This window comes from Xenorhabdus bovienii, assembly GCF_024721015.1.
In the GTDB taxonomy this organism is placed as follows: domain Bacteria; phylum Pseudomonadota; class Gammaproteobacteria; order Enterobacterales; family Enterobacteriaceae; genus Xenorhabdus; species Xenorhabdus bovienii.
Genome location: NZ_JANAIF010000006.1, coordinates 1 through 26,761, shown reverse-complemented (window position 1 = coordinate 26,761; position 26,761 = coordinate 1). Strand labels below are relative to the sequence as shown.

25 protein-coding genes are annotated in these 26,761 nt (G+C 46.0%); 14 read left to right on the top strand and 11 right to left on the bottom strand.

The annotated features are described in order from the left end of the window. Positions 1-9: 9 nt before the first annotated feature. The gene (gene sbcD, locus NXS07_RS03160) at positions 10-1,224 is read right to left on the bottom strand and encodes an exonuclease subunit SbcD (RefSeq protein WP_038222006.1); all 1,215 of its coding nucleotides are present in this window, start codon (positions 1,222-1,224) and stop codon (positions 10-12) included. Positions 1,225-1,500: 276 nt separating this feature from the next. Here sbcD and phoB point away from each other — a divergent pair, with 276 nt between their 5' ends. From phoB to brnQ, 3 genes are all read left to right on the top strand, one after another. Then, positions 1,501-2,190 (top strand): phosphate regulon transcriptional regulator PhoB, encoded by a 690-nt coding sequence (gene phoB, locus NXS07_RS03155; protein WP_238125109.1) that lies wholly within the window; start codon positions 1,501-1,503, stop codon positions 2,188-2,190. A gap of 61 nt (positions 2,191-2,251) precedes the next feature. Then, positions 2,252-3,565, top strand: a complete 1,314-nt coding sequence (phoR, locus tag NXS07_RS03150) for a phosphate regulon sensor histidine kinase PhoR (protein ID WP_238125110.1) — start codon at positions 2,252-2,254, stop codon at positions 3,563-3,565. Positions 3,566-3,946: 381 nt separating this feature from the next. Beyond that, the gene (brnQ, locus tag NXS07_RS03145) at positions 3,947-5,287 is read left to right on the top strand and encodes a branched-chain amino acid transport system II carrier protein (RefSeq protein ID WP_258086150.1); all 1,341 of its coding nucleotides are present in this window, start codon (positions 3,947-3,949) and stop codon (positions 5,285-5,287) included. 93 nt (positions 5,288-5,380) lie between these two features. Here the strand turns inward: brnQ and ggt are convergent, their stop codons facing one another. The 3 genes from ggt to NXS07_RS03130 form a co-directional block, all read right to left on the bottom strand. Further along, positions 5,381-7,144 (bottom strand): gamma-glutamyltransferase, encoded by a 1,764-nt coding sequence (ggt, locus tag NXS07_RS03140; RefSeq protein ID WP_038213673.1) that lies wholly within the window; start codon positions 7,142-7,144, stop codon positions 5,381-5,383. Between the two features lie 232 nt (positions 7,145-7,376). Then, complete coding sequence (locus NXS07_RS03135) at positions 7,377-7,979, bottom strand: peroxiredoxin C (protein ID WP_038187436.1); 603 nt, start codon at positions 7,977-7,979, stop codon at positions 7,377-7,379. Between the two features lie 156 nt (positions 7,980-8,135). Continuing rightward, positions 8,136-8,759 (bottom strand): acyl carrier protein phosphodiesterase, encoded by a 624-nt coding sequence (locus tag NXS07_RS03130; RefSeq protein ID WP_258086149.1) that lies wholly within the window; start codon positions 8,757-8,759, stop codon positions 8,136-8,138. A 105-nt stretch (positions 8,760-8,864) separates the two neighbouring features. Here NXS07_RS03130 and queA point away from each other — a divergent pair, with 105 nt between their 5' ends. The 11 genes from queA (at position 8,865) to pgpA (ending at position 18,820) form a co-directional block, all read left to right on the top strand. Next, positions 8,865-9,932, top strand: a complete 1,068-nt coding sequence (queA, locus tag NXS07_RS03125; RefSeq protein WP_038192025.1) for a tRNA preQ1(34) S-adenosylmethionine ribosyltransferase-isomerase QueA — start codon at positions 8,865-8,867, stop codon at positions 9,930-9,932. A gap of 70 nt (positions 9,933-10,002) precedes the next feature. After that, a complete protein-coding gene (tgt, locus tag NXS07_RS03120) occupies positions 10,003-11,127 on the top strand; it encodes a tRNA guanosine(34) transglycosylase Tgt (protein WP_038221998.1) in 1,125 nt (374 codons plus the stop codon). 124 nt (positions 11,128-11,251) lie between these two features. Continuing rightward, positions 11,252-11,590, top strand: coding sequence for a preprotein translocase subunit YajC (gene yajC, locus NXS07_RS03115; protein WP_038192021.1), 339 nt, complete (start codon positions 11,252-11,254; stop codon positions 11,588-11,590). A 28-nt stretch (positions 11,591-11,618) separates the two neighbouring features. Beyond that, on the top strand, positions 11,619-13,466 hold the full coding sequence (gene secD, locus NXS07_RS03110; RefSeq protein ID WP_258086148.1) for a protein translocase subunit SecD: 1,848 nt from the start codon (positions 11,619-11,621) through the stop codon (positions 13,464-13,466). Between the two features lie 10 nt (positions 13,467-13,476). Next, the gene (secF, locus tag NXS07_RS03105) at positions 13,477-14,445 is read left to right on the top strand and encodes a protein translocase subunit SecF (protein WP_038187448.1); all 969 of its coding nucleotides are present in this window, start codon (positions 13,477-13,479) and stop codon (positions 14,443-14,445) included. Positions 14,446-14,568: 123 nt separating this feature from the next. Beyond that, positions 14,569-15,018, top strand: a complete 450-nt coding sequence (gene nrdR / locus NXS07_RS03100) for a transcriptional regulator NrdR (protein WP_012988175.1) — start codon at positions 14,569-14,571, stop codon at positions 15,016-15,018. A gap of 54 nt (positions 15,019-15,072) precedes the next feature. Next, the gene (gene ribD / locus NXS07_RS03095) at positions 15,073-16,182 is read left to right on the top strand and encodes a bifunctional diaminohydroxyphosphoribosylaminopyrimidine deaminase/5-amino-6-(5-phosphoribosylamino)uracil reductase RibD (protein ID WP_258086147.1); all 1,110 of its coding nucleotides are present in this window, start codon (positions 15,073-15,075) and stop codon (positions 16,180-16,182) included. Between the two features lie 89 nt (positions 16,183-16,271). Next, positions 16,272-16,742: a 6,7-dimethyl-8-ribityllumazine synthase gene (gene ribH, locus NXS07_RS03090; RefSeq protein ID WP_038187454.1), complete on the top strand. Its 471-nt coding sequence runs from the start codon at positions 16,272-16,274 to the stop codon at positions 16,740-16,742. 29 nt (positions 16,743-16,771) lie between these two features. Beyond that, the gene (gene nusB, locus NXS07_RS03085) at positions 16,772-17,188 is read left to right on the top strand and encodes a transcription antitermination factor NusB (RefSeq protein ID WP_258086146.1); all 417 of its coding nucleotides are present in this window, start codon (positions 16,772-16,774) and stop codon (positions 17,186-17,188) included. A gap of 101 nt (positions 17,189-17,289) precedes the next feature. After that, a complete protein-coding gene (thiL, locus tag NXS07_RS03080; protein WP_038205441.1) occupies positions 17,290-18,336 on the top strand; it encodes a thiamine-phosphate kinase in 1,047 nt (348 codons plus the stop codon). Further along, positions 18,329-18,820: a phosphatidylglycerophosphatase A gene (gene pgpA / locus NXS07_RS03075; protein ID WP_038205443.1), complete on the top strand. Its 492-nt coding sequence runs from the start codon at positions 18,329-18,331 to the stop codon at positions 18,818-18,820. Before thiL ends, pgpA begins: the two co-directional genes overlap by 8 nt. 92 nt (positions 18,821-18,912) lie before the next feature. Here pgpA and pcp read toward each other — a convergent pair whose 3' ends face one another. From pcp to NXS07_RS03040, 7 genes are all read right to left on the bottom strand, one after another. Continuing rightward, entirely contained in the window at positions 18,913-19,560 is a 648-nt protein-coding gene (pcp, locus tag NXS07_RS03070) for a pyroglutamyl-peptidase I (RefSeq protein WP_038216847.1), read from the bottom strand. A 20-nt stretch (positions 19,561-19,580) separates the two neighbouring features. Continuing rightward, a complete protein-coding gene (locus NXS07_RS03065) occupies positions 19,581-20,600 on the bottom strand; it encodes a DUF979 domain-containing protein (protein WP_172664707.1) in 1,020 nt (339 codons plus the stop codon). Continuing rightward, positions 20,597-21,325, bottom strand: coding sequence for a DUF969 domain-containing protein (locus NXS07_RS03060; protein ID WP_238125118.1), 729 nt, complete (start codon positions 21,323-21,325; stop codon positions 20,597-20,599). The genes NXS07_RS03065 and NXS07_RS03060 overlap by 4 nt, the downstream gene beginning before the upstream one ends. A 670-nt stretch (positions 21,326-21,995) precedes the next feature. Further along, the gene (locus NXS07_RS03055; RefSeq protein ID WP_258086145.1) at positions 21,996-23,222 is read right to left on the bottom strand and encodes an MFS transporter; all 1,227 of its coding nucleotides are present in this window, start codon (positions 23,220-23,222) and stop codon (positions 21,996-21,998) included. 2 nt (positions 23,223-23,224) lie between these two features. Next, positions 23,225-23,950, bottom strand: coding sequence for a 2OG-Fe dioxygenase family protein (locus tag NXS07_RS03050; protein WP_258086144.1), 726 nt, complete (start codon positions 23,948-23,950; stop codon positions 23,225-23,227). Positions 23,951-23,962: 12 nt separating this feature from the next. After that, positions 23,963-25,336 carry an ATP-grasp domain-containing protein gene (locus NXS07_RS03045; protein WP_258086143.1) on the bottom strand — a complete coding sequence of 458 codons (1,374 nt, stop codon included), beginning with the start codon at positions 25,334-25,336 and terminating at the stop codon, positions 23,963-23,965. Positions 25,337-25,402: 66 nt separating this feature from the next. Then, positions 25,403-26,572, bottom strand: coding sequence for a KamA family radical SAM protein (locus NXS07_RS03040; RefSeq protein WP_258086142.1), 1,170 nt, complete (start codon positions 26,570-26,572; stop codon positions 25,403-25,405). Positions 26,573-26,761: the final 189 nt, after the last annotated feature.

Below are 26,761 nucleotides of genomic sequence, written 5' to 3'. Positions count from 1 at the left end.
TCCTCAATATTATTGCTGAGAAATATCATCCAGCGTTTGCTTAAACAGGGTTGTCAGGCGTTGCTTCTGGGGCTGATCTTCAATTTCAGCCAGTGCCAGTCGCCGCTCGAAGACTTCATGCACGCTGAGTTCATTGAGCGTCTCTTTATTTGTTTCAGACAGGGAGATTTGGCGTGCCGCCTTTCTGCGCCGTAACAGAATGATTTCAACAGGCAGATCCGCAGTCATGGTTTGAATGCGTTTTTGGATATCAGGCAGGTAATCTTGAGTCGCGACTTCAATATCCAGCCAGACAGGACGTTCTCCTTGATATGCTTTGAACGTTTGTAATTGAGCCTCAATTTGTTGCAGATTTCCACGGATCAACTGCATTGGTTGATAGCTTGGGATGGGCAAAAGAGTGACGTTATCAAATTTGTCTTCTTTAAAATCAACCAGACAGACGCTTTTTTCTTGCCCGACTTCATCAAAACTCAGGGGGATCGGGGAACCGCTGTAACGGATATGGTCTGATTTAGCGATGATCTGTGGGCGGTGGATATGCCCTAATGCAATATAGTCAGCAGGTGGGAACGCTTGTGCGGGGAATGCGTCCAACGTACCAATGTAAATATCCCGAACAGAATCCGAGGTGGAAGCGCCCACTGTGGTCAGGTGTCCGGTTGCAATAATCGGCAATGGCTGGCCGAGTTGTTCCCGTAAAGCATCGGCTTGCTGATAAAGTTGGTGATAGTGTTCAGTAATGGCATTCTGCAATGCCTGCTGTTTTTGCGTGGCTGACTGACCGGCCTGGCTGGTCATGATATCCCGTGGACGCAGGTAAGGAATGGCACAGAGAATGGCTCCCGCTTCGCCATTTTGGTTATTCAATACTTTTATCTGCTGCTGGATGTCGGCGCCTGCGCTGGCTATTACTGTCGTATTCAGACAAGAGAATAGCGATTTTGATTCATTGAGCGTGGCGACGGAATCATGGTTTCCGCCAAGAATGACAAGCTGGCAGCCAGTGGGCTGTAGCTCCACAACGAACTGGTTATAAAGCTCACGGGCATAGCTGGGAGGAGAGCCAGTATCAAAAATATCGCCGGCAATAACCAATGCATCAACCTGATGCCGTATGATTTGCTCAATAAGCCACTGCAAAAAGTGCTGATGTTCTGCGGCACGATTTTTGGTAAAGAAATATTGCCCAAGATGCCAGTCCGACGTATGAATGATTCGCATGTTTTCCTACCGTTGCCCAAGAGTCTTGCTTATCTGTTTCAAGCGCTAATTATAATGAGTGTTTGAGGTCTGTCGTGTGAAATTCTGACTTTGTTCACGAATTTTCGAGCGGGCTCGCAATCATAATGAAATATGACAAAGCACTCATAAATTCTATGCAAAATAGATTGCAGTTTGAGAATTGAGAAATAGGATTTTCATAAATTTGTCATAAAATTGACTCATAATGACTTAAAGTGAATATTGCTGACTTCAATAATATTAATGGGATTAACCATGGCTAAACGCATTTTGGTAGTTGAAGATGAAGTCCAGATTCGTGAAATGGTTTGTTTGGTGTTGGAACAAAACGGCTATCAGACCGTTGAAGCAGAAGACTATGATGTTGCTGTCGGGCGCTTGTCGGAGCCTTATCCCGATTTGGTGTTATTGGATTGGATGCTTCCCGGAGGTTCAGGAATACAGCTTATTAAGCAGATGAAGCGTGATAGCAGCACCAGAGATATTCCTGTCATGATGGTAACGGCTCGTGGAGAAGAGGAAGATCGCGTTCGTGGTCTTGATGTTGGAGCTGATGACTATATCACTAAGCCTTTCTCTCCCAAGGAATTGGTTGCCCGTATCAAAGCGGTTCTGCGCCGCACTTCCCCCATATCGGCGGAAGATATTATCAATATGGATGGGCTGATACTGGACTCTTCCTCCCACCGTGTTTCCAGCCAGGGGCAAAATGTGGAAATGGGGCCAACGGAATTCAAGCTGCTCCATTTTTTCATGACGCATCCAGAGCGTGTTTATAGTCGTGAGCAATTGCTCAATTATGTGTGGGGCACTAATGTCTATGTGGAAGATCGCACCGTCGATGTGCATATCCGGCGTTTGCGCAAAGCGTTGGAAGTAGGGAGGCACGATAGAATGGTGCAGACGGTTCGTGGTACAGGGTATCGCTTTTCTACTCGTTATTAATGCATCTGTTTTTCGTTGGTGCTGATTGGCAATAATCTATTTTCATGCCGGAGAGAATAACGTGCTTGAACGTTTATCCTGGAAGAAGTTGGTATTGGGGCTTGTTCTTTTTTGTCTGCCTGCGGTCATTTTGTCTTTCTTTATCGGATACTTACCGTGGCTGCTGGTTATTGCGTTATTTCTGGCACTGGTATGGCATGGCTACAATTTATTGAAATTATCTGACTGGTTATGGCTGGATCGCAGTATGTTACCTCCAGCGGGGCGTGGCGGATGGGAGCCGATCTTTTACGGTATTTATCAGTTGCAGCAGCGTAACCGTAAGCGGCGCCGGGAACTGGCATTATTGATCAAGCGCTTTCGCAGCGGCGCTGAGTCATTGCCGGATGTGATTGTGATGATGACGACGGAAGGCAATATTTTCTGGTGTAATCGTCTTGCCCAGCATTTGCTAGGCTTCCGCTGGCCGGAGGATAATGGTCAGCATATCTTCAATTTGCTTCGTTACCCAGATTTTAGTCGCTATGTTACGGCAGGTCATTTTTCCCGTCCTTTATCTATTGAGTTGAATAATGGCCGTATGGTGGAATTCCGGGTGATGCCTTATTCAGAAGAGCTGCTATTGATGGTTGCCCGTGATATTACGCAAAAACGATTGTTGGAAAATGCCCGCCGGGATTTTTTCGCTAATGTCAGCCATGAGTTAAGAACGCCACTGACGGTACTGCAAGGTTATCTGGAGATGATGCAGGAGCAGGAACTGAACGATAGGGCAAATCAGAAGGTGCTCAGTACGATGCAGGAGCAGGTACGGAGAATGGACGGTCTGGTGAAGCAATTATTGCATCTCTCCAGGATTGAAGCCGGGCCGCAAGTGGATATGAACGAGGTGGTTGATGTGCCTGACTTATTGGTGCTGTTGCAGCAGGAAGCGTTGGCATTGGCAAATAACCAGCAGGATATCGTGTTTAATATTGATGAAAAATTGAAAGTTTTCGGCAACGAAGAACAACTACGAAGCGCCATGTCGAATCTGGTTTATAACGCTGTCAATCATACTCCGCCGGGAACGCGTATTGAGGTTAGCTGGAGTAAATCGTCTCAGGGAGCAGGGTTTAAAGTGCAGGATAATGGTTTGGGGATCAGTGCTGAACATTTACCGCGCCTGACTGAACGCTTTTATCGTGTTGACCGTGCCCGTTCGCGGCAAACAGGGGGAAGCGGGTTGGGGCTGGCGATAGTGAAACATGCACTGCATCATTACAATACCCAGCTTGAGGTTTCGAGTACGGTGGGAAAAGGTTCCACATTCAGTTTTTTATTGGCTCCCGGGCTTATTGTTTCTGCCAAACCGAATTTAATTAAAAAACAATAAGTTTAAGATAATTTAGTGGTAAACGATGCAGACAGAAAAATGATTTATTCATCAATATGAACAAAAAAAGTGCAAATCATATAGTGTGTATTCAATGATAGATAATAAGAATGACTGCTTTTAAATATTACTTTAGTATATTGTACTGCTTTTTGGTTTGATGCTTGCCTTTTGGCGCTATAAAAGTTTTACTTGTGGGCAGTTGTTGGCGATTCTAGCTGTAATTACCACTATCATTCTGTATTTCCCGATTACCAGTGATTATTACGTTGATCACTTATTGTCAAATCAGAATCCGGTTTCGCCAGTGAAAATTCAAGTATTTGCAATACTGACTATTGCACATGCAATTCTTTTGACAACAATATATTAACAATCATTATGGCATACCGTTTATCATCTAAGGATATTTGGGCATTAGGCTTTATGACTTTTGCCTTGTTCGTAGGCGCGGGGAACATCATTTTTCCGCCCATGGTTGGCTTGCAGGCTGGTGAGAATGTTTGGATCGCTGCGCTAGGTTTTTTGCTTACGGCTGTTGGTCTACCGGTCATCACTGTGATTGCTTTGGCGAAAGTCGGTGGCGGGATTGAAGCGCTAAGTTCCCCTATCGGTAAAACAGCAGGTTTGATACTGGCTACTGTTTGCTATATGGCTGTTGGCCCTTTATTTGCAATACCTAGAACTGCAACTGTTTCCTTTGAGGTCGGGATTGCTCCGCTAATGGGCTCTGGCAGACTTCCGTTGTTCATCTATAGTGTCGTTTATTTTTCACTGGTGATCCTGGTTTCTCTGTATCCGGGGAAATTACTGGACAGTGTTGGGCGTGTGCTGGCTCCGATCAAAATTCTGGCACTGGGTATTTTAGGAATTGCTGCGGTGTTGTGGCCAGCAAGTGATCCCATCCCTGCCATTCAAACTTATAAAGAAATGCCGTTCTCAAATGGTTTTGTGAATGGCTATTTAACGATGGATACACTGGGTGCCATGGTATTCGGCATTGTTATTGTCAATGCAGCGCGCTCCAGAGGTATTGAATCTTCTTCACTGTTGACTCGCTATACGATGTGGGCAGGTCTGATTGCAGGGTTGGGCTTGGTACTGGTATATCTATCTCTGTTCAAGCTGGGAGAAAGTAGTGGCACATTGGTGCCGAAGGCTGAAAATGGTGCAGTGATTTTGCATGCTTATGTACAGAATGTCTTTGGTGGTTATGGCAGCTTCTTCCTTGCGGTGTTGATTTTCGTTGCCTGCATGGTAACTGCGGTTGGTTTGACCTGTGCTTGTGCTGAATTTTTCAGCCGTTATTTGCCGTTGTCTTATCGGGCGCTGGTTTTCATCCTCGGAATCTTCTCTATGTTGGTCTCTAATCTTGGATTAGACCACTTGATTAAATTCTCTATTCCGGTACTGACAGCAATTTATCCGCCTTGTATTGCGCTGATCCTGTTGAGCTTCACAATACGCTGGTGGAATAATTACACTCGCATTCTGGCGCCTGCTATGGCAGTTAGCCTGTTGTTTGGGGTTTTGGATGCGGCCAAATCGTCTGAGTATCTGTCTCACTTACTGCCGGCATGGACAATTCATCTGCCGTTGGCAGAGCAAGGGCTGGCATGGCTGTTGCCAACTGTAGTGGCTGTGGTTGTGTGTGCTCTCTACGATCTCATCGTAGGAGAAAGCAAAGTCCCAAAGCATAAAGTGCAGCAGGATCAAGGCTGATAGCCTGAGACCTGTAAAAAGGGTGAGCATATCAAACTGCTCACCCTTGTTTTTTACATTGATTTGTTTATGTCAACCTTTTACACTGCTTTTTTAGTAGCCAATGGCTGCACCAGCAGGTCGCCGGACATCGTTGGAGCCATAGATATAGTCTTCACGAACCACGCCTGATACCGCTGAGTCATTGCCTGATGAGTTGGTAGGAGACACGCCGACAGCGCCCGGCAATCCAATCATGATCAGTTCCGCCGCGCCCCACGGTGTCTGTTCTACCATTTTGTAATCCATTTTTTCCAGCACATTCAGGGTATCTTTCGAAAGGCCACGCTGTTCATAGTAGACTTCATCAGGTAGCCATTGATGGTGAATGCGCGGGCTGTTGACGGCTTCTTGCGGTGGCATGCCAAAATCAAGGATATTCAAGGCAGTCTGTAAGGTGATGGAGATAATCCGTGATCCGCCTGGAGAACCCAATACCAGAAAGATTTTGTTATCTTTAGTCACGAGTGTTGGGCTCATCGATGATAGTGGGCGCTTACCGGGGGCGATGGAATTGGTCGCTCCCTGAACAAGCCCATACAGGTTTTTCTCACCAATTTTGGTCGTGAAATCATCCATTTCATCGTTTAGGAAAAAGCCAGTTCCCGGTGCGATCACGACGGCACCAAAACGCCCGTTGATTGTGTAAGTGGTTGATACGGCATTGCCATCTTTATCTACGACAGAGTAATGGGTCGTTTCTGGTTTTTCATGGGGACCAACGCCCGGCTGAACATTTTTTGAAGGTGTCGCTTTGTTTGGTTCGATCTCTTTTCTGATAGATTCTGCGTAGCTTTTGCTTAACAGCCGATCAAGTGGGTTTTTAATAAATTCAGGATCGCCCAGATAGGTATTTCTGTCCATGTAGGCGTGGCGCATGGCTTCTGTCAATGTATGGATATAAGCAGCGGAGTTGAATCCCATGGATTTGAGATCATAGCCTTCAACAATATTCAGTATTTCGCATAGGGTGACGCCACCAGAACTAGGCGGTGGGGAAGAGATGAATTTATAACCGCGATAGCTGCAAGTGACTGGTGTTGTTTCTGTGATGTTATAGTTGGCGAAATCTGCTGCTGTGATAATTCCCCCCGATTTTTTCGATGACTCTTCAACTAATTGGGGGATTTTGCCATGATAAAAGACATCTGGCCCTTTCTTAGCAATCAGTTCTAGCGTATTGGCCAAATCGGTTTGGACTAACTTATCCCCGGGTTTGAAAGGCGTACCATCCTTGCGCAAGAAAATACGGGCAGCCTCTGGATCTTGAGTAAAGCGTTTGACGGTGGTGTCCAGAATATCAGTATCACCACGAGTCAAAATGTAGCCTTTACGCGCCAGTTTGATAGCTGGTGCCATGACTTGTTCGCGGGTCATTGAGCCGTATTTGTGCAGTGCGGCATCTAATCCCATCACTGTGCCGGGGACGCCAATAGCTTTATAGCCATACAGACTGGCACCTTTGATGACATTCCCGTCTTTGTCCAGATACATATTGGCGCTGGCCGCAGCAGGTGCTGTTTCACGGAAGTTAATGAAAGTATCTTTGCCGTTTGCCAGATGAATGGTCATGAAACCACCGCCACCAATGTTGCCACAGCAGGGATTGACAACTGCCTGAGCATAACCAACGGCAACTGCGGCATCAATAGCGTTTCCGCCCATTTTGAGAATATCGACGCCAACCTGTGAAGCTAAGTATTGTGAACTGACTACCATGCCTTGTTTGGCTTCAACGGCAGGTTCATAAGCGGCATAGAGGGAGGAGGAAACTAAGAGCGATACAGCGACAAAAGGAATTTTCCATGCTTTTAACATGATGGTACTCCTAAGAATGAGTGGTTGGAGTAGGACTCCGTGAGCTGTGATATCAATGTTAATTTTTTGTAATCAGCATTATCTAACGCTTAGGATTTTTGAAAAGCAATTTTTTGTGCGCAAGGTAATAAAATGAGAAATTTTAGATAAGAAAAACCAGCCGACAGAGCGGCTGGTTTAGGGGAATTCATTAATAACGTGATGCTATCAATGGAGACAACTCTGACGGGAATTACAATTTGTCAGCGTTTTTGGTCAGGTATTTTGCGACGCCTTCAGGGGACGCACCCATACCTTCCTGACCTTTTGCCCACTGTGCAGGACAAACTTCGCCGTGCTCTTCGTGGAATTGCAGTGCGTCAACCATACGCAGCATTTCATCGATGTTACGGCCCAGTGGCAGATCGTTAACGACTTGATGACGAACAACACCGTTTTTGTCGATCAGGAAAGAACCACGCAGGGCAACACCCGCTTCTGGGTGCTCAATGCCGTAAGATTTCATGATGTCACGTTTGATGTCAGCAACCATTGGGTATTTGACTTCGCCGATGCCACCTTCGCTGATTGGGGTTTTACGCCATGCGTTGTGAACGAATTCAGAGTCGAAGGAAATGCCGATGACTTCAACACCGCGCTTTTGGAATTCTTCATAACGGTGATCAAACGCGATCAGCTCAGAAGGGCAAACAAAAGTGAAGTCCATTGGCCAGAAGAAGATAACGGCTGGACGACCATTCAGGTGTTTTTTCAGGTTGAAATTACCAACGATTTCACCGTTACCGAGAACCGCTGCGGCTGTAAAGTCAGGGGCTTGGCGGGTTACTAGAACCATAATTGACTCCTGTGATTTTAAAAAGGGGGTATGTAGAAACGGGTTACAGCATAAGGAATTAGGGTAAAGCAATAAAGGATAAAATACCAATTGATATAATAGGTTTTGCCTATCAATAATTTGCTTTTAATTCCTTTTAGCCTAGATAAGATAAAGCTATTTGGAAAAAGTGCAAGGTTCTGGCGAAATATCTTGCTCAAGCAGTCGCTTATTTGTCGCCAGTGCCATCATGTGTGGATAGAATTTCCAAAATAGCGCTTCAAAATCAAGATAATGCATTTCGATATCTTGATACGATCCTGCCAGTGCCGATAATTTAGGGCGTCTGTGAGCCATGCCTTTCAGTACATTGGCAATACATGACATATCGGCATAGCGGATAAGTAGATTTTCTGACCAGAGATATTTGTTCAACTCCTGAAATTTTTCAGGCGTGACGCTAAGATGCGGTTCTATCTGACTACGGGCAAGATGTACAAATTCAGGCAGGGAGTAATTTTTTTCAAGTTTGTCCCAATGCAGAGAAAGGAAATGATCCCAGATGATATCAAGGGTAATGGAAGCTACGCGTCGATACTCGCTACGAAACAGTGTGCGTGCTTCGGTAACCAATGGATGGCTGTCCGTTAGGTTGTCTATCCTACGGTGCAGGCGAATACCTTCTACAATATCGGGGCTGAATAATCCTTTTGGAGAGCCACGGACAAAATCCGCCATTAAATTGCCCAGTAAGGAACTTTCCGATAATGCAGCCAAATGAAGATGTGCGAGAAAATTCATAGCGAGAGTATACCGGAAATAGTGAAACTAATATGCTTCTTTCTTGCACCCTTGCGCGTGCGGCACTAGACTAGTCCGCCTGTTTTTTTGAATGATACAGATAAAATGCGTGTCGCTGATTTTACATTTGAACTGCCAGAAGAGCTGATTGCTCACTATCCCCAGCCGCAGCGGAGTGGTTGCCGCCTGCTTGCCCTTGATGGCGAAACCGGAGGGCTGACGCACGGTATTTTCACTGATGTGTTGGATAAGCTGGAAGCCGGTGATCTGCTGGTTTTCAATAACACGCGAGTTATTCCTGCGCGTCTGTTTGGTCGCAAGGCGACGGGTGGGAAATTGGAAGTTTTAGTAGAAAGGATGCTGGATAATAAGCGAGTACTCGCTCACGTTCGTGCGTCCAAGGCACTGAAAGAAGGTGCAGAGCTTCTGCTGGGCGAAGATGAAAGCATCAGGGCAACAATGCTGGCGCGCCACGATACTTTATTTGAAATCCGTTTTGATGATGATCGTGATGTATTGACCATTTTGGATGAAATTGGTCACATGCCGTTGCCACCGTATATTGCCCGTCCTGATGAAGAATCGGATCGTGAATTATATCAGACGGTCTACAGTGAACGCCCTGGTGCCGTTGCGGCACCGACCGCCGGGCTGCATTTTGATGAACCCCTGTTGGCCGCACTGCGTGAAAAAGGCATCGATATGGCTTTTGTTACCCTGCATGTCGGCGCAGGGACTTTCCAGCCTGTGCGGGTGGAAACCATCGAAGACCATATCATGCATGCTGAGTATGCAGAAGTTCCGCAAAATGTCGTTGATGCGGTATTGGCGTGTAAGGCGCGTGGCAATAAGGTTGTGGCCGTGGGTACAACGTCCGTCCGTTCATTGGAAAGTGCGGCTCGTGCCAGCCAGAAAGGCCTTATCTCGCCGTTTTTTAATGATACCCAAATCTTTATTTATCCGGGGTTTGAATATCAGGTCGTTGATGCGTTGATTACCAATTTCCATTTGCCGGAGTCCACGCTTATTATGCTGGTTTCTGCATTTGCAGGTTATAAAAATACCATGAATGCTTATAAAGAAGCGATAGCCGAAAAATATCGCTTTTTTAGTTATGGTGATGCGATGTTTATTAATCGTAATCCTGTGGCAGCAAAAGAGAAAGTATCGTAATTCCGGCTTAGCTGGTTTGAACGACGTTTAAACATAACATCAGACTGTTTTTCTGGTGTCTGGAGGTTAAGTGAAATTTGAGTTACAAAAGACGGACGGGTATGCCCGCCGTGGTCGCCTGATTTTTGATCGTGGAGTTGTGGAAACTCCCGCGTTTATGCCTGTGGGAACTTACGGTACGGTCAAAGGCATGACACCGGAAGAAGTTAAGGAAACTGGTGCTCAGATTCTGTTGGGGAATACTTTCCATTTATGGCTGCGCCCCGGTCAGGAAATCATGAAACTGCACGGTGACTTGCATGATTTTATGCAGTGGCACGGCCCTATCCTGACGGATTCTGGCGGTTTTCAGGTCTTCAGCCTTGGTGCGATGCGTAAAATCAAAGAAGAAGGCGTTCATTTCCGTAACCCTATCAATGGGACGCCTGTTTTCCTCAGCCCGGAAAAATCCATGGAAATCCAATATGATTTGGGTTCCGATATCGTCATGATTTTTGATGAATGTACGCCATATCCCGCAGATTGGGATTATGCGAAGCGTTCCATGGAAATGTCATTACGCTGGGCGGCACGCAGTCGTCAGCGTTTTAACGAGTTAGGCAATAAAAATGCCCTGTTTGGTATTATTCAGGGCAGTGTGTACGAAGATTTGCGCGATGTTTCTGTGAAGGGACTGGTCGAAATCGGTTTTGACGGTTACGCGGTGGGTGGTCTGGCCGTGGGAGAACCAAAGGAAGATATGCATCGTATTCTGGAGCATGTTTGTCCGCAGATTCCACAGGATAAGCCACGTTATTTGATGGGCGTCGGTAAACCAGAAGATCTGGTTGAAGGTGTCCGTCGTGGTATTGATATGTTTGACTGTGTCATGCCGACCCGTAATGCTCGCAATGGCCATCTTTTTGTGACAGAGGGTGTGATCAAGATTCGCAATGCTAAACATAAGGAAGATACTTCTACGCTGGATGAGCATTGTGATTGCTATACTTGTCGCCATTATAGCCGTGCATATCTGCATCATCTTGACCGCTGTAACGAAATTCTTGGTGCAAGGCTGAATACAATCCATAATTTAAGGTATTATCAGCGTTTGATGGCCGGAATTCGTAAAGCCATTGAAGAGAACAAACTGGAACAGTTTGTTGAAAAGTTTTATCAGCGGATCGGCAAACCCGTTCCGCCGTTAAATATATAATTTGGCGTGACTAACCAGCCTCAATATGTGTAGCATATCGGGCTGGTTTTTGATCGAGCCACTGTCGATTTTCGATAACAATATTTTTGACAACAATGTTTTCGATAACAATGAGGGAAATTTGATGAGTTTTTTTATTTCTGAAGCTGCGGCATCTGCTGGCGCACCAGCGCAATCTCAGGGAAGCCCATATTCTCTGATTATCATGCTGGTTGTTTTCGGTTTGATTTTCTATTTCATGATCCTGCGTCCACAACAAAAACGCACCAAAGAACATAAAAAACTGATGGATTCCATTGCCAAAGGTGATGAAGTGCTGACTTCTGGTGGTTTAGTGGGTCGTGTCTCTAAAGTGTCTGAAACAGGTTACGTTGTGATTGCTCTGAATGACACTACTGAAATAACTGTCAAACGTGATTTCGTCGCTGCCATTTTGCCGAAAGGTACAATGAAGGCTATTTAATTTTCCGATTTTCCCGAAGGGAACTGCCGTGTTGAACCGTTATCCTTTGTGGAAGTATCTGATGCTGATCGCTGCGATCCTCATCGGTTTGCTTTATGCACTTCCCAACCTATATGGTGAGGATCCGGCTGTACAAATCACTGGCGCGCGGGGCATCGCCGCCAGTGAAAAAACGCTGGACCAAGTCCGTAATGTTTTAGAAAAAGAACAAATCAAGAGCAAGTCCATTGCACTGGAAAATGGGGCAATCCTTGCTCGCTTCAATAATTCTGATGTTCAACTTCGTGCCCGTGAAGCATTGGTTTCCGCATTAGGAGAACAATATGTCGTGGCATTGAACCTTGCGCCCGCGACACCTCTTTGGCTAAGTAAAGTGGGTGCTGAGCCAATGAAACTGGGGCTTGATCTGCGTGGAGGCGTTCACTTCCTGATGGAAGTGGATATGGAAACCGCACTGAATAAGCTACAAGAACAGAACATTGATAGCCTGCGCTCTGAATTGCGTGATCAAGGCATCCTTTATTCCTCTGTCCGTAAGCTTGATAACTATGGAGTGGAAGTCCGTTTCCGCGATAATGATGCACGTTCCAAAGCGGAAAGTTATCTCGAACCCCGTCACCGTGATTTAGTCTTCTCCACTGGCGCGAATAGTACGCTGAAAGTCGTTATGAGTGACGATCGCCTGCGTGAAGCTCGTACCTATGCGGTACAGCAAAATATCACTATCCTGCGTAATCGTGTTAACCAGTTAGGTGTAGCAGAGCCGCTGGTTCAACGTCAGGGTACAGATCGTATTGTTGTTGAGCTGCCTGGCATTCAGGATACCGCACGTGCCAAAGAAATCCTCGGTGCAACGGCAACGCTGGAGTTCCGTCTGGTAAACAGCAATGTTGATCAGAGTGCCGCAGTATCTGGTCGGATTCCGGGTGATTCAGAACTGAAGTATACCCGTGATAGCAACCCAGTTGTGCTGTACAAGCGTGTGATCCTGACCGGTGACCATATTACGGATTCCACTTCCAGTACTGATGAATACGGTAATCCGCAGGTGAATATTTCGTTGGACGGTGCTGGCGGTAGTGCGATGTCTAACTTCACCAAAGACAACTTGCAAAAGCCAATGGCTACGCTGTTTGTAGAATATAAGGACAGTGGCAAGAAGGATGCCAATGGCCGTTCGGTTCTGGTGAAGCAAGAAGAAGTTATTAACATCGCCACCATTCAGTCTCGTTTGGGAAATAGTTTCCGTATTACCGGAATTGGTAACCCGAATGAAGCCCGTCAGTTGGCGCTGCTGTTGCGTGCAGGTGCTTTGATCGCACCCATCCAGATTGTTGAAGAACGGACTATTGGACCAACCCTTGGCTTACAGAATATCGAGCAGGGGCTCGAAGCCTGTCTGTGGGGCTTGATCTCTTCTATCCTGTTCATGGTGATTTACTACCGCAAGTTCGGATTGATTGCGAGCAGTGCTCTGCTGGCTAACTTAGTGCTGATCGTCGGTGTCATGTCCTTGTTACCGGGGGCGACGCTGACGATGCCGGGTATTGCAGGTATCGTATTGACCCTCGCCGTGGCAGTGGATGCGAACGTTTTGATTAACGAGCGTATCAAAGAAGAACTGCGTAACGGGCGTACGGTGCAGCAAGCGATTCATGAAGGCTACAAAGGTGCGTTCTCCAGTATCATTGACGCAAACCTGACTACGCTGATTACTGCTGTGATTCTGTATGCAGTGGGAACGGGTTCCATCAAGGGCTTCGCGATCACGACCAGCATTGGTGTGGCGACGTCGATGTTCACTGCCATTGTGGGAACACGCGCTGTCGTGAACCTGCTGTACGGCGGTAAGCGTATCAATAAGCTGTCAATTTAAGGAGCACGTTGTGGCACAGGATTACACTGTTGAACAATTAAACTATGGGCGTAAAGTCATCGACTTTATGCGCTGGGACAACGTTGCCTTTGGGATTTCGTTACTGTTGTTGGTCGCTTCCATCATTACGATGGGTGTCCGTGGGTTTAACTGGGGGTTAGATTTTACCGGTGGTACGGTAATCGAGATTAACCTGAGTAAACCCGCCGATCTGGATAAGATGCGCGAAAGCCTCACGAAAAACGGTTTTGCCGATCCGCTACTGCAAAACTTTGGCAGTAGCCGTGATGTGATGGTGCGTATGCCACCTGTGACGGGCAATGCAGGGCAGGAACTGGGTAATAAAATTATCTCGGTTATCAACGCGAATATTGACAAAGATGCAGTCGTCAAGCGTGTTGAGTTTGTCGGGCCAAGTGTGGGAGGCGAGTTGGCGCAGACGGGAGCAATGGCTCTGCTGGCTGCGTTAATTAGCATCCTGATTTATGTCGGTTTCCGCTTTGAATGGCGTCTGGCATTGGGAGCTGTTATCGCGCTGGCGCATGACGTGATCATTACACTGGGTGTACTGTCGTTATTCCACATTGAAGTTGACCTGACCATCGTGGCATCGTTGATGTCTGTTATTGGTTATTCATTGAACGACAGTATTGTGGTATCGGACCGTATCCGTGAAAACTTCCGTAAGATACGCCGTGGCACATCGTATGAAATCATGAACGTTTCCCTGACTCAGACTTTGAGCCGTACGATCATGACTTCAGCGACAACGCTGCTCGTTGTTCTGATGCTTTACATCTTTGGTGGTGAAATGCTGAAAGGTTTCTCACTGGCGATGTTAATCGGGGTTTCCATCGGTACAATATCTTCTATCTATGTTGCTTCTGCACTGGCCTTGAAACTGGGAATGAAGCGTGAGCATATGATTCAGCAGAAAGTTGAGAAAGAAGGGGCGGATCAGCCTTCCATTCTTCCTTAATAGCCTGACACGATCTAGTTCTGATATCGTTTAAACACCCTGTGAGTACTTACTTACAGGGTGTTTTTCATTATCACTTCAAGGTAAACTGTCTTCCCGTTCGGTTAACTGTCAGGAAACAATATGCATTGCCCATTTTGCGCAGCCGTTGATACTAAAGTTATTGATTCCCGTCTGGTAGGAGATGGCTCACAAGTGCGCCGTCGTCGTCAGTGTCTCGAATGTCATGAAAGATTCACCACGTTTGAAATCGCAGAACTGGTGATGCCAAGAGTGATTAAAAGTGATGACATTAGGGAGCCTTTCGACGAAGAAAAATTGCGTCGTGGCATGTTGAAGGCACTGGAAAAACGTCCTGTCAGCTCTGATGATGTGGAAACAGCGATTATACATATTAAGTCACAAGTGAGGGCAACGGGAGAGCGAGAAATCCCATCCAAGATGATCGGGAATTTCGTGATGGATGCGTTGAAAAAGCTCGATAAAGTAGCTTATATCCGTTTTGCATCTGTTTACCGCAGCTTTGAAGATGTTCGCGAATTTGGCGAAGAGATTGCCAGACTACAAGATTGAATATACTGGCTTTCTAAAATCTCAGGCTTTCAAAAAATCAGGCTTTCAAAAACTATGACTCTCGATGAAAAATATATGTCCCGTGCGCTGGAACTGGCGATTCAGGGACGTTTTACGACATCCCCAAACCCGAATGTTGGATGTGTCATCGTTCAGGGTGATCACATTGTCGGTGAAGGTTTCCATTTATGTGCCGGTGAACCTCATGCGGAGGTACATGCTCTCCGCATGGCCGGAGACAAGGCAAAAGGGGCAACGGCTTATGTCACCCTTGAACCGTGCAGTCACCACGGTAAGACGCCTCCCTGTGCCGATGCGTTGATTGCAGCAGGCATCAGCCGTGTTGTGGCCGCTATGCAAGATCCCAATCCGCAGGTTGCAGGGCGTGGCTTGTATAAATTGCAGCAGGCAGGTATTGCCGTTGAGCATGGCGTGTTGATGGCGCAGGCGGAAGCGCTGAACAAGGGATTTCTCAAGCGTATGCGCACGGGATTCCCTTATTTGCAACTGAAAATGGGCGCGTCACTGGATGGACGTACTGCGCTGGCATCGGGTGAAAGCAAGTGGATTACGTCGCCAGAAGCCCGTCAGGATGTGCAGCAGTTGCGGGCGCAATGCAGTGCCATTCTCAGCTCCAGTGCCACGGTATTGGCGGATGATCCTTCATTGACTGTCCGCTGGCATGAATTGGAGGCCGAAATACAGGCGATTTATCCTCAAGAGCAAGTACGTCAGCCAATCCGGATCATTGTTGATAGCCAGAATCGCGTAACACCACAGCATCAAGTTGTACAGCAGGCGGGGCAATGTTGGTTAGCACGTACTCACACCGATGAGCAGCAGTGGCCTGGCAATGTCGATCATATTATATTGCCTGCCCACGGCGGGGGTGTTGATCTGGTTTTGCTGATGATGCAATTGGGTAAACGTCAGATAAATTCGGTTTGGGCTGAATGTGGACCTGTTTTGGCGGGAGCATTGTTATCTCTGGGGCTAGTGGATGAGTTAATCCTCTATATGGCGCCAAAAGTGCTGGGAAATACTGCCCGTGGGCTATTTGCTCTCCCTGAGCTACAAAAATTATCGGATGCGCCTGAATTCACGCTGTTTGATGTCCGGCAGATTGGGCCTGATGTGCGTCTTCGCCTGCGGCCAGAGTCTTGATTCAAGTTTGGACATAAATCAAGACGCAGAGAAAAAGAATGTGATAAGATCCGCGCCCCTGCGGATATGAATAAGGTATAAGGAAGGCTATGAACGTAATCAAAGGTGTTGTTGCAGCTCCAGAAGCCCGCATCGCCATTGCGATCGCCCGCTTTAACAACTTCATTAATGACAGCCTGCTGGAAGGGGCCGTGGATGCGCTGGAACGCATCGGTCAGGTTTCTTCAGATAATATCACTGTAGTCTGGGTTCCAGGTGCTTATGAATTACCGTTAACGGTTAAGGCTCTGACTGAGACTCAAAAATATGATGCGGTTATCGCTTTGGGAACCGTTATCCGTGGCGGTACAGCCCATTTTGAATATGTTGCTGGTGAATGCAGCTCTGGACTGTCCAGTGTAGCGATGTCCAGTGATATTCCTGTGGCATTTGGTGTTCTGACAACCGAAAGTATTGAACAGGCGATTGAACGCGCTGGCACTAAAGCGGGCAATAAAGGCGCGGAAGCGGCCTTGACCGCATTAGAAATGATCAATGTAATCAAAGCCATTAAAGGCTGAATTTTTTAGTTTTAATTAAGGGGAATTTTGTGAAACCTGCTGCTCGTCGTCGTGCTCGTGAGTGTGCTGTTCAGGCAATTTATTCATGGCAATTATCCAAAAATGACATTGCTGATATTGAATTTCAGTTTTTGTCAGAGCAGGACGTAACTGGTGTTGATATCACCTATTTCCGTGAATTGCTGGCTGGGGTAGCGGTCAATGCTGCAAAATTGGATGCTTTGATGGCTCCTTACCTTTCCCGTCAGCTTGAAGAGTTAGGTCAGGTGGAAAAAGCCATCTTGCGCGTTGCGATGTTTGAACTAAGCTTTCGTGATGATGTCCCCTATAAAGTGGCTATTAATGAAGGTATCGAACTGGCAAAAACGTTTGGTGCTGAAGATAGCCATAAATTCGTGAATGGGGTGTTGGATAAAGCTGGCCCGGCAGCACGCAAGAAAAAGTGATTGCTTGCCAGGAGTTCCCCATTATAACTCGATGATTTCATACATGAGGCCGGTTTCCCGGCCTCATGTGCTCATCGTCAGTCACTTTTTGGAATTCTATTATGGCATGTGGTGAATTTGACCTCATTGCACGTTATTTCAATCGCCATGTCATCCGCCGACGTGATGTGAATCTAGGAATTGGTGATGACTGCGCGCTGATGACCGTTGCAGAGAAACAAGAATTAGCGGTGACAACCGATACGCTGGTTGCTGGTGTTCATTTCCTCCCTGACATTTCCCCGGAAGATTTGGCTTATAAGGCGCTGGCTGTCAACATCAGTGATCTGGCCGCAGTTGGGGCAGATCCGGCTTGGGCATCGCTGGCGTTAACGTTACCTGACGTCAATGAGGATTGGTTAAAACGGTTCAGTGATAGTCTGTTTGAACAACTGAACTATTATGGCATGCAGTTGATTGGTGGGGATACAACAAAAGGCCCCATGAGTCTGACGCTGACGGTACATGGTCTGGTTCCGGCTGGCAGGGCGTTACGCCGTGCTGGTGCGAAAAACGGTGACTGGATTTATGTAACCGGAACGTTGGGTGACAGTGCTGCGGGGCTTGCACTGTTGCAGGATCGCTTTGCTGTGGAAGATAGCGCCATTCACAACTGGCTGGTCAAACGTCACCTTCGTCCCCAGCCCCGGGTTTTACAAGGGCAGGCACTGCGTAATCTGGCCTCTTCCGCGATTGATTTGTCCGATGGTTTGATTTCTGATCTCAGTCATATTCTGACAACCAGCCAATGTGGTGCGCGTATTAATCTGGATGCGCTGCCTTATTCGGAGGCTGTGCAGAAATATGCCACACCAGAGCAAGCATTAACATGGGCGCTGGGGGGGGGAGAAGATTATGAATTGTGCTTCACCGTACCTGAACTTAACCGTGGTGCACTAAATATGGCATTGGCACATACTGGTGCCAGTTTCCGCTGTGTCGGGCAAATCAGGCCGGAATCAGAAGGTATCCGCTATTTCAACAACAATGAAGAAATTGAGCTGGATCTGAAAGGCTTCGACCATTTTAAGACCGAAAAAAAACCGATAGAAGACTGTCAGGCATTACAACAGGCACAGAATGATCAGACGGAGGGAACTCATGGATGATGCAAAACGTCGCTTAAGGATGCGTAATCCGTGGCATTTGCTGGCTACGGGTTTCGGTAGTGGCTTATCGCCGATTATGCCGGGTACGATGGGCTCATTGGCGGCAATTCCGTTCTGGTTGTTGTTAGTGCAGTTACCTGAATGGGGCATTTGGTTGGTTATTCTGCTGGGAACGGTGATTGGCTGCGTGATTTGTCAGAAAGCGGCCGATGCCATGCAGGTGGAAGATCCGGGTTGTGTGGTCTGGGATGAATTCATCGGCATATGGATCACATTGATGGCAATTCCCGTCCTCAACTGGCAGTGGGTTTTGGTGGCTTTTGTGGTGTTCCGTATCTTCGATATGTGGAAACCGTGGCCGATTCGCTGGTTCGACCGCTACGTAAAAGGTGGAATCGGCATCATGCTGGATGACATTATTGCGGCAATTTTCGCAGTTATTGTTATTTGGTTGCTGAATTTCTGCCCATTATTGCCTTTCTAAATTCTCGCTTTTATCGTTGAGATAAATGACCGATTAGCCACTGTACTCAGTGGCTAATTTATTTTTATCGCCTCGCGTCTACCTATCTTTTTTTAGTGCGTAGCCCCACCTGTAACAGCAATATCTGATGTATTTTTCCAGGCTGTTTCAATGGCTGTTTTCAACGCCAACGTCATCAATTCCAGCGTCATACTTGGCTGATTGGCATATTTTGCCGCCTGTTCTGGCAAATAAGGAACGTGAATAAACCCCCCGCGCACAGAGGGGGTATTCTGAGCCAGATAATGTAATAAGCCATACATAACATGATTACACACAAAGGTTCCGGCAGTTTGGGAAACTGACGCCGGAATACCTGCTGTATTTAATGCATTCACCATTGTCTTAATAGGCAGGCGAGAAAAATAGGCGGCAGGGCCATCAACAATAACGGGGGTATCAATCGGCTGATTGCCGGCATTATCAGGAATTCTGGCATCGTTGATATTAATGGCGACACGCTCTACGGTGATATTCGTCCTACCGCCAGCCTGCCCGACAGAAATCACCAGTTCAGGCTGGTACTTATCAATGGCTGCATAAAGGTGTTCTAAAGAAGTATCAAAAATGCAGGGAAGCTGGCAAATTTCAATATTTGCACCAGAAACTTGGCTACCTTGTAATGGTTTGATGGCTTCCCACGATGGATTGATAGCTTCACCACCGAAAGGATCAAAAGTAGTGACTAAAATAGTTTTCATAATCGTTCCGTATTGTTGTTTTATAAGAACATCAAAAAATAGAGTAAAAACACATTAGTAATCAGTAAGGTGCATCCGGTGGGGATCTGAGCCTTGATTACGGCATTACGATCAGGTAATTCCAGCAGAGCGGCAGGAACGAGATTGAAATTTGCCGCCATGGGTGTCATCAGCGTACCGCAATAGCCGGAGAACATACCGATGGCGGCCATTACGGCTGGATTACCGCCATGTTGCAAGATCAAAATAGGAATACCAATTCCGGCTGTCACAATAGGAAAGGCAGCGAAAGCATTTCCCATGATCATAGTCAGTAGAGCCATGCCGAGCACATAGGCTATCACCGCTATAAATCGATTATCGACAGCCAGATAATTTTCAGTTAAATGAGAAATGACGGTGCCTACGCCTGCTGCCGTAAACAGTAATCCGAGGGTTGCCAGAATTTGCGGTAGAATGAACACGGAGCCGATAGAATCCAATAGACGGCGTGTTTCCTGTATCGGTTGCATGATGTTTTCTCTGGTCATGTGCAATGCGATGATTAACCCAGCCAGACAACCGAAGGTAATGGAAAATAACGTCACCAACGTTGAATGATTGCCTGCACCGAAAACGGTTTGCTGTAGTCCCGGAATATGGTTAAACAGCAGGACACCCACCATCGTGACAACGGGAATGAGCAGGGCAGGCAAAAATAACCGATTGCCGAGGCGCTCTGCACTTTTCTGTTTTTGTTCCGTTGTAGGCTGATGGTAGTTTCCCACACGTACTCCACCAAATCCCGCCAATAACGCTATGATGATCACCAGTACACCAACACTGATATGGACGATTTTCTGGGCTTGAGCTTCGTCGCTTATCCAGATAGCCATCAATTGGTAGCTCCAGTTTCCTATCAGGAAGATGAGGCCATACAGCCCCCAGAACAGGCCTGTGGTCAAGCGGCGAGGATTGGCTCGATCGCGCCACGACATCACGGCGACAATGAGCAGAATGAATCCCGCCAGATAGTAGAGATACTGTAACTGAAACATTATTTTGCTTCCTTGCTAGTCAATTTCATGTGATTCAGGGAAGTAATTTCGCGGGCAAGATGGTAATCAAGGCGATATAACCGAACCGAGTGGATCAGGAAAGCACAGATGGCGGTAGGAATGCCCCACAAGGCAATATGCAGAGGTTCAGTCTGGATACCACCAGATTCCAGCATGAAATTGTGCATGAAAATAATGGCACCGAAGGCGACAAAAATATCTTCCCCGAAGAACAGCCCAGTATTATCAGTTGCGGCGGACATGGCGCGAATACGGTGGCGAACATGATCGGGCAAATGACCATATTGGTTCTCTGCCGCCCCTTCAGCCATTGGTGCCAGTAATGGACGTACCATTTGCGGATGGCCGCCTAAACTGGTCAGCCCTAGCGCGGCAGACGTTTCTCGTATGAACAGATAGACAATTAGTAAACGCCCGGTTGTGGCAGTTTTGATATGGGCAATTGAGCGCTGGGCTCGTTCTTTTAACCCATGTCTTTCCAGAAGGCCAACAATGACCAAAGGAAACAGAATTGTCAGTAACAGATTCAAGGTATTAAGAAATCCGGAGCCGAGTTTTTCCAGAATTTCGGTGACTGTCATATGGGCGGCCAACCCTGTGACTAGCCCTGCAACCGTTGCGACCAAAACAGGATTAAAACGAAGGATAAACCCGATCATAATGACGGCAATCCCGATCAGTGGCCAGAAATTGATGGCTTGCTGCATACTTTGTTCCCCCATTAAATAAACGAAATTGAGTTGTTATATTGTTGGATTAATTTGCGGTTATTGTTAATGCATTGTTTTTGTATTGTTAAACAATAAATAGATTGTGATTAAGGATTAAGCAAATCAAATTCGAATTGGATTATAAAAATGGAATGCAGATCACTTCTTGAATGAAAAACAGTTTATTTCCCAAGAATATTTTGTTAATTGCAACTTGAAATTTATAGGGTATAGATGCTTAAAAATGAAAAATTCATATTAATGATGTGTGGGTTATATTTTTGATAAATGCTTATGTGGTATCGTGAATTTTGCTTTTAGCATTATTGGGATATAATTTTTAACAATATCTATTTATGTCAGAATTATGTTTTGGTGGATGTACTTATCTTCATCTTATAAAGGTATTTTGTTTTATTATAAATTTAGATGGATTTACATAATAAGTGCAACATTGTTATACGGAATTGGGGATTTTACACGGATTTAATAACCTATATATTAGGCTGACGCCGCCAGATATACTTTCCTCCCTAAATCAGTAGGCGAAAAATAGCAAGCCGGCGGGTTTGTCTATCGTCATTGATAAGCTCTCTGGAAAATCAGCACCGAAAAGCAATATAGAATACTTCGGTGCTGATTTTAAAATTGATAACTGCAATGAGGCTTACGCTTTACTTGTAGTAAAACGTCGCATCCATATTAGGATGATAACTAGCACAGTAAGCGGCAAACCGTGGAATATCAGGATCACGACAGAAGGTGGTAGCCAGACGTAAAAAGGTGCGACCAGCAACATGCCTATACCGAATCCCGTCATTTGCATCAGTGTCAGCAAACTGAAAATCGGCAAGCGTAAACTTTCCGGTTCACTTTGCGCCCGTGAAATCAGGCTGACTTCTGCTATTCCGTCTCCGATACCTGCCCAGACTGCAAATACGAGTAGCCAAAGCTGGCTGGTTTGTTGGAAAGTAAGGATAAACCCGGTCGACATCAACGCAACGCCCAGAAAAAAGAGTTTCTCCATCTTCAATAAATTGCGGTTGCGTAGCAGGTAGCTGGTCAGACGCGCTCCACTGAATTTTCCCACCGCCCATGTCGCCAGCAGTAAGCCCATTGTGGTACTGGCGTTATCTGGCGTAAGTAACTTAGAAATGACAGGAAATCCCACGTTATGAGCGGCGCTGCCGAGGGTGTCGGCCAAACTGAGGAACAGCATTCCTGCCAGCATCGGAGTACCACGTAAGCCGCGGATTAACTCACGCCATTCGTTACCCCGTTCCCGTGATGTTTTCTGTTCAGGATGGGTGAGGAAACGCAAAGGAATAATCAAGAATGCGGCCAGCAGGTAGGTAATGATATTGACGATAAAGACTATTTCATAACCACTGCTGGCGACCAACAAACCGGATACCAAACTGCCAAGTACTGCGCCTGTAGCGGCGACGGATGTTAGCCAGGAGTTGGTTGATATGCGTTGGGAAGCGTGTACCCAGTATGGGAGTTGGCTGTTCAGCCCGATGGCAAACATCGAGTTGCCTAAGCCAATGCCAAAAGCGATCATCGGTAAGATCAGTAACTGCTGTGAAGCTGGTATCACCAATAACAGGGATAGCAGAATGACCCGCAATAAATCGAAACAGACCAGTGGCCAGCGTCCGGCAAATCGCCTGAAGAATGGAGTACCTATCAGGCTAGCGATGATCCCGCCTGCAACACGGCAGGCCAGAAAAATACTGACGTGCATGACGCTATCACTAAGCAGGTAAACATAGGTGGATAGCGCAACCATATTCAGGAATGTGCCAAAATCAGATACGAATCGTGCACTGACGATCAGCAAGGCATTTAGACCAGACCAACGCAAATTCAAACTAATTTCCTGGCTTGACATTATTAGCTCTCTTGTTGTTCAGGGCGTTGCCGGAAAGTCACCAGCAACAGATCCCGAAATGCCGTGATTGTAGGAGATATTTGTCCAACATTGCTCGCTCGATGATAAAGTTGTTTGTCATTTATTGCGAGTGTTTCTAGAAACTGTTCCATCGCGGTATGTAGCAAAGGAGGTGCTTCATCTGCGGTTGCGTGAACTTCGGAAATTACAGGTGCGATATTATGGCCTTGGATAAAGTGCATAAAGATCCAATCCTGCCCGTCCTGATGAATACCTGAAGTCGTTGGGCTTTCTTTCCCCGCAAACGCTTTAACACGAAATTGATGAATATCAATCGAATAGTGGCAACCTTTTATTAATCGATCTCCTAAAATAGCAATATCCATTGAAAGAATATGCTGCATGATCGGATCGTTAATAAATGTATCTTCAGCATAACTGAGTTGATTGGCACCTTTTTTGTATTCAATGTCATAGGTTACTGATGATCGATATTCAGTATCTTGATTGAGCTGGAAGGAGATTTCTGTGCCGGGGCGATAGTGGTAACGCAGAATACGCCTCTCCCTGTGGGTATAGTCTTTGAAATTCTGATCTAGAACCAGATTATCCCAATGGCCTTTAAACGTTTTAGTTGCTTCTGAATCACAGGAAATCAATTCACTGAAATGTGGAATATGGCAATAATGTTCGTTTATTAAATTTGCTGAGATATTCGTAATGTTCATCGTGTAGCAGCCTCATGAAATCAGATCAGATTCTGGAATAATGATGGGTTTGACGTTTTCTAGCATATTGCTGTGCAACGTATGGGCATGGGATGCTCCTTCGACTTTTGCCCAGCACTTAATCAGATAATGCTCTTCAATTTCCGCGTTGATATAGCAGTCATTGGTGTAAGACACACATTCGAGTATGCATGGTTGATTTTTGAGATAGTGAAGGTTTTCGATGCCTTTAAAATGACCGTTTGTATCTGGATACATAACAACCATTGAGTAATGTTGTGTGACTTGTTCTGCTTGTTTGCAAGCTTGGGTAAGTTGGAAATCAACTTCTTGATCTTGTATGAGGATGGAAAGATAAAGCTGATAAGGGTTCAGGCCTGCAAGATCACGGAAAGCCGAGTTGACAAACAGCCCTCCGAGCCGTGGGTTTATTTCAATAATGACAGGGCCTTCGGAAGTCATACGAAATTCAAGGTGAGCAATTGCATTGTTTAAACCAACGGCATTCAGGCAAGCTATAGCGTAGTTTTTGATTTGTTCCTGTTCTGATGGTGAAAATGACACAGGTGGAGTAATGAGTAGGTTTTCCAGCACGGTGTTGCTTTTCTCTGTCAGAATCAATTTTTCATTGATCAAGACTGGATATATAGTGTGCTGGTTAATGGCGCACTCAATCGTACCTTCTATGCCATCAATATATTCTTCCAACAGTAGGCTTTTTCCTGGAATGCTAACGTATTTTTCACCTTTAGGCGTCACACATTCTTGTTGGTTGCCCATAAAATCGGTGTAGTTAGAGTGCGCGTAATGGGCTGTAAATGCTTGGTAATGAGCCAGTAATTCAGCCCAGTTGTTGCATCTTTTGATAAAGACTGAACACGCCCCGAACGGTGGTTTGGCGATTAACGGATAGCCAATCAAATTGGCTTGTGAACACAGTTCTTCTTCGTTATTACACAGTGCATGACGTATTGATCGAACACCATGCTGCTGTAATGTCTGACGCATCAGGAATTTGTTGTTACAGGTGGCAATGGCACGGGAAGAAGCGTGCGGTAACTCTATTTCCTGACATATTTCGGCAACAATACAGCCGACTTGCCCACTGGCAGATGCATGGCCTGCATGGCATAAAATAGCACGCAGGTTGTAGGTATCCAGTAAGGTGCTAACGAGATCCCGTAAGGCATCCAATGTCATTGATTCTACATAAAAAACTTCGTCACTATCAGCGAAAAGTCGCTCTGTATGCTGGCGTCCTTGCAGTGCTGCGGTCAGGCAAAGCAGCCCCATTTCTTTTGCTGCGGCAAAGTGTGGCTCCCGATAGGTATATCGGGTGATTTCGGCATCATCGATATCAACAAATAAAATGGCGTTTGGTTTCATTTGGCATCCTTAAAATAAATAAGCTTTATTCGTTTTTTATAGAACAGTGAGAAAAGTGGCTAAAGCCTAGTTATCCAGCCATTCACATTGTTCGTTTTGCCAGTTGATAAAGCGGTAATAACGTTTGCCATTGAGGGTTTCAAAATAGGGCATCTCTTGCGGATGAGTAAACAGAGGAACAGTAAATTTGCCTTTCATATGCGGCAGAACGTATTCCGGTAAGGCGATATTTGAAATGCGACGTTTGAGTTTACTCATGATAGCGATGGCATCGTTGATCGAGGCTTTATATTCAGAAGAACCTGGTGAGAAAGGCATAAAGTGGTAGAGGTAGTAGGGTTTTACGCCCATGCGATACAGATCGATAAATAGCTTGTGGAGTGTTTCTTCGTTGTCATTGATGCCACGCAGGAAAGGCATGTTGGAAAAAACAATCGGTACGGCACTTTGGATGCGACGAACGGCAGTTTGAAATTCTTCGCTGAGTTCAAATGGATGACAGACATGAACACCGAAGGCATTGATGCGGTATTTTTTCAATGTTTCTATCAGAGCATCTGTAATGCGGTAAGGGTTGAAGGTCAAGGCGCGGGAATGAATGCGGATTAACAGGTCATCGCGGATTTCCCGGATGGCGGCCAATGATTCATCCAGCTTGTTATCTGTCAGCATTAAGGGATCGCCGCCGCTCAGGATCACTTCTTCTACTGAAGGCGTATTTTTGATGTATTCAAGGGATTGTTGGAAAGAGCTTCGGCCTGCATTGGATTTGCCGGAATCCACTTTCAAGGTTCGCAGAGCTTCAAAGCAGAATTGGCAGTAGGAGTTACAGGCATTGACCATGCGCAATATGACCCGATTATCATATTTATGCTGGCAGATGGGAGTTTTCATCTCATCATTGAGTTCCCAGTTTTCTGTTTCTCCATCGTAGCCGTTCAGTTCCTCTTCACTCCAGAATGGAACTACTTGTCGCCAGAGTGGGTTTGCCGTGATGTCGTCAGATTGGTTGGTGGCTAAAATTTGACGGAGGTAGTAGGGGGGGATCTGCATTTTTTGTCCCTGTAAATTTTGTTGGATACGTAAGGCTATTTCTTCACTCCATCCACCACAGGCGGAACGTAAAGCGGCCTCATCACGTAAGGCGTTTTTTTGCTGCCAGCGCCAATCAAGCCAATTTTCATTAGGATTAAAAAGGAATTGTTGTGAATGAGGTAGGGCATTGGAATTATTCATTAAATTAACCTTAATTTTTATTTTGTGTTTTTATTAATTCATGTCTCTTTGACTAGGGCGTGTTGACGTTTTGTGAAGGTAATCTGAACAGCATGATGATTTGGTATAATCAATTTCGCCAAAAACTCATTAAGCCTCATCATCATGCTACGAACTAGGTTAACAGATCCCGTCTGGGATAAGCTATCT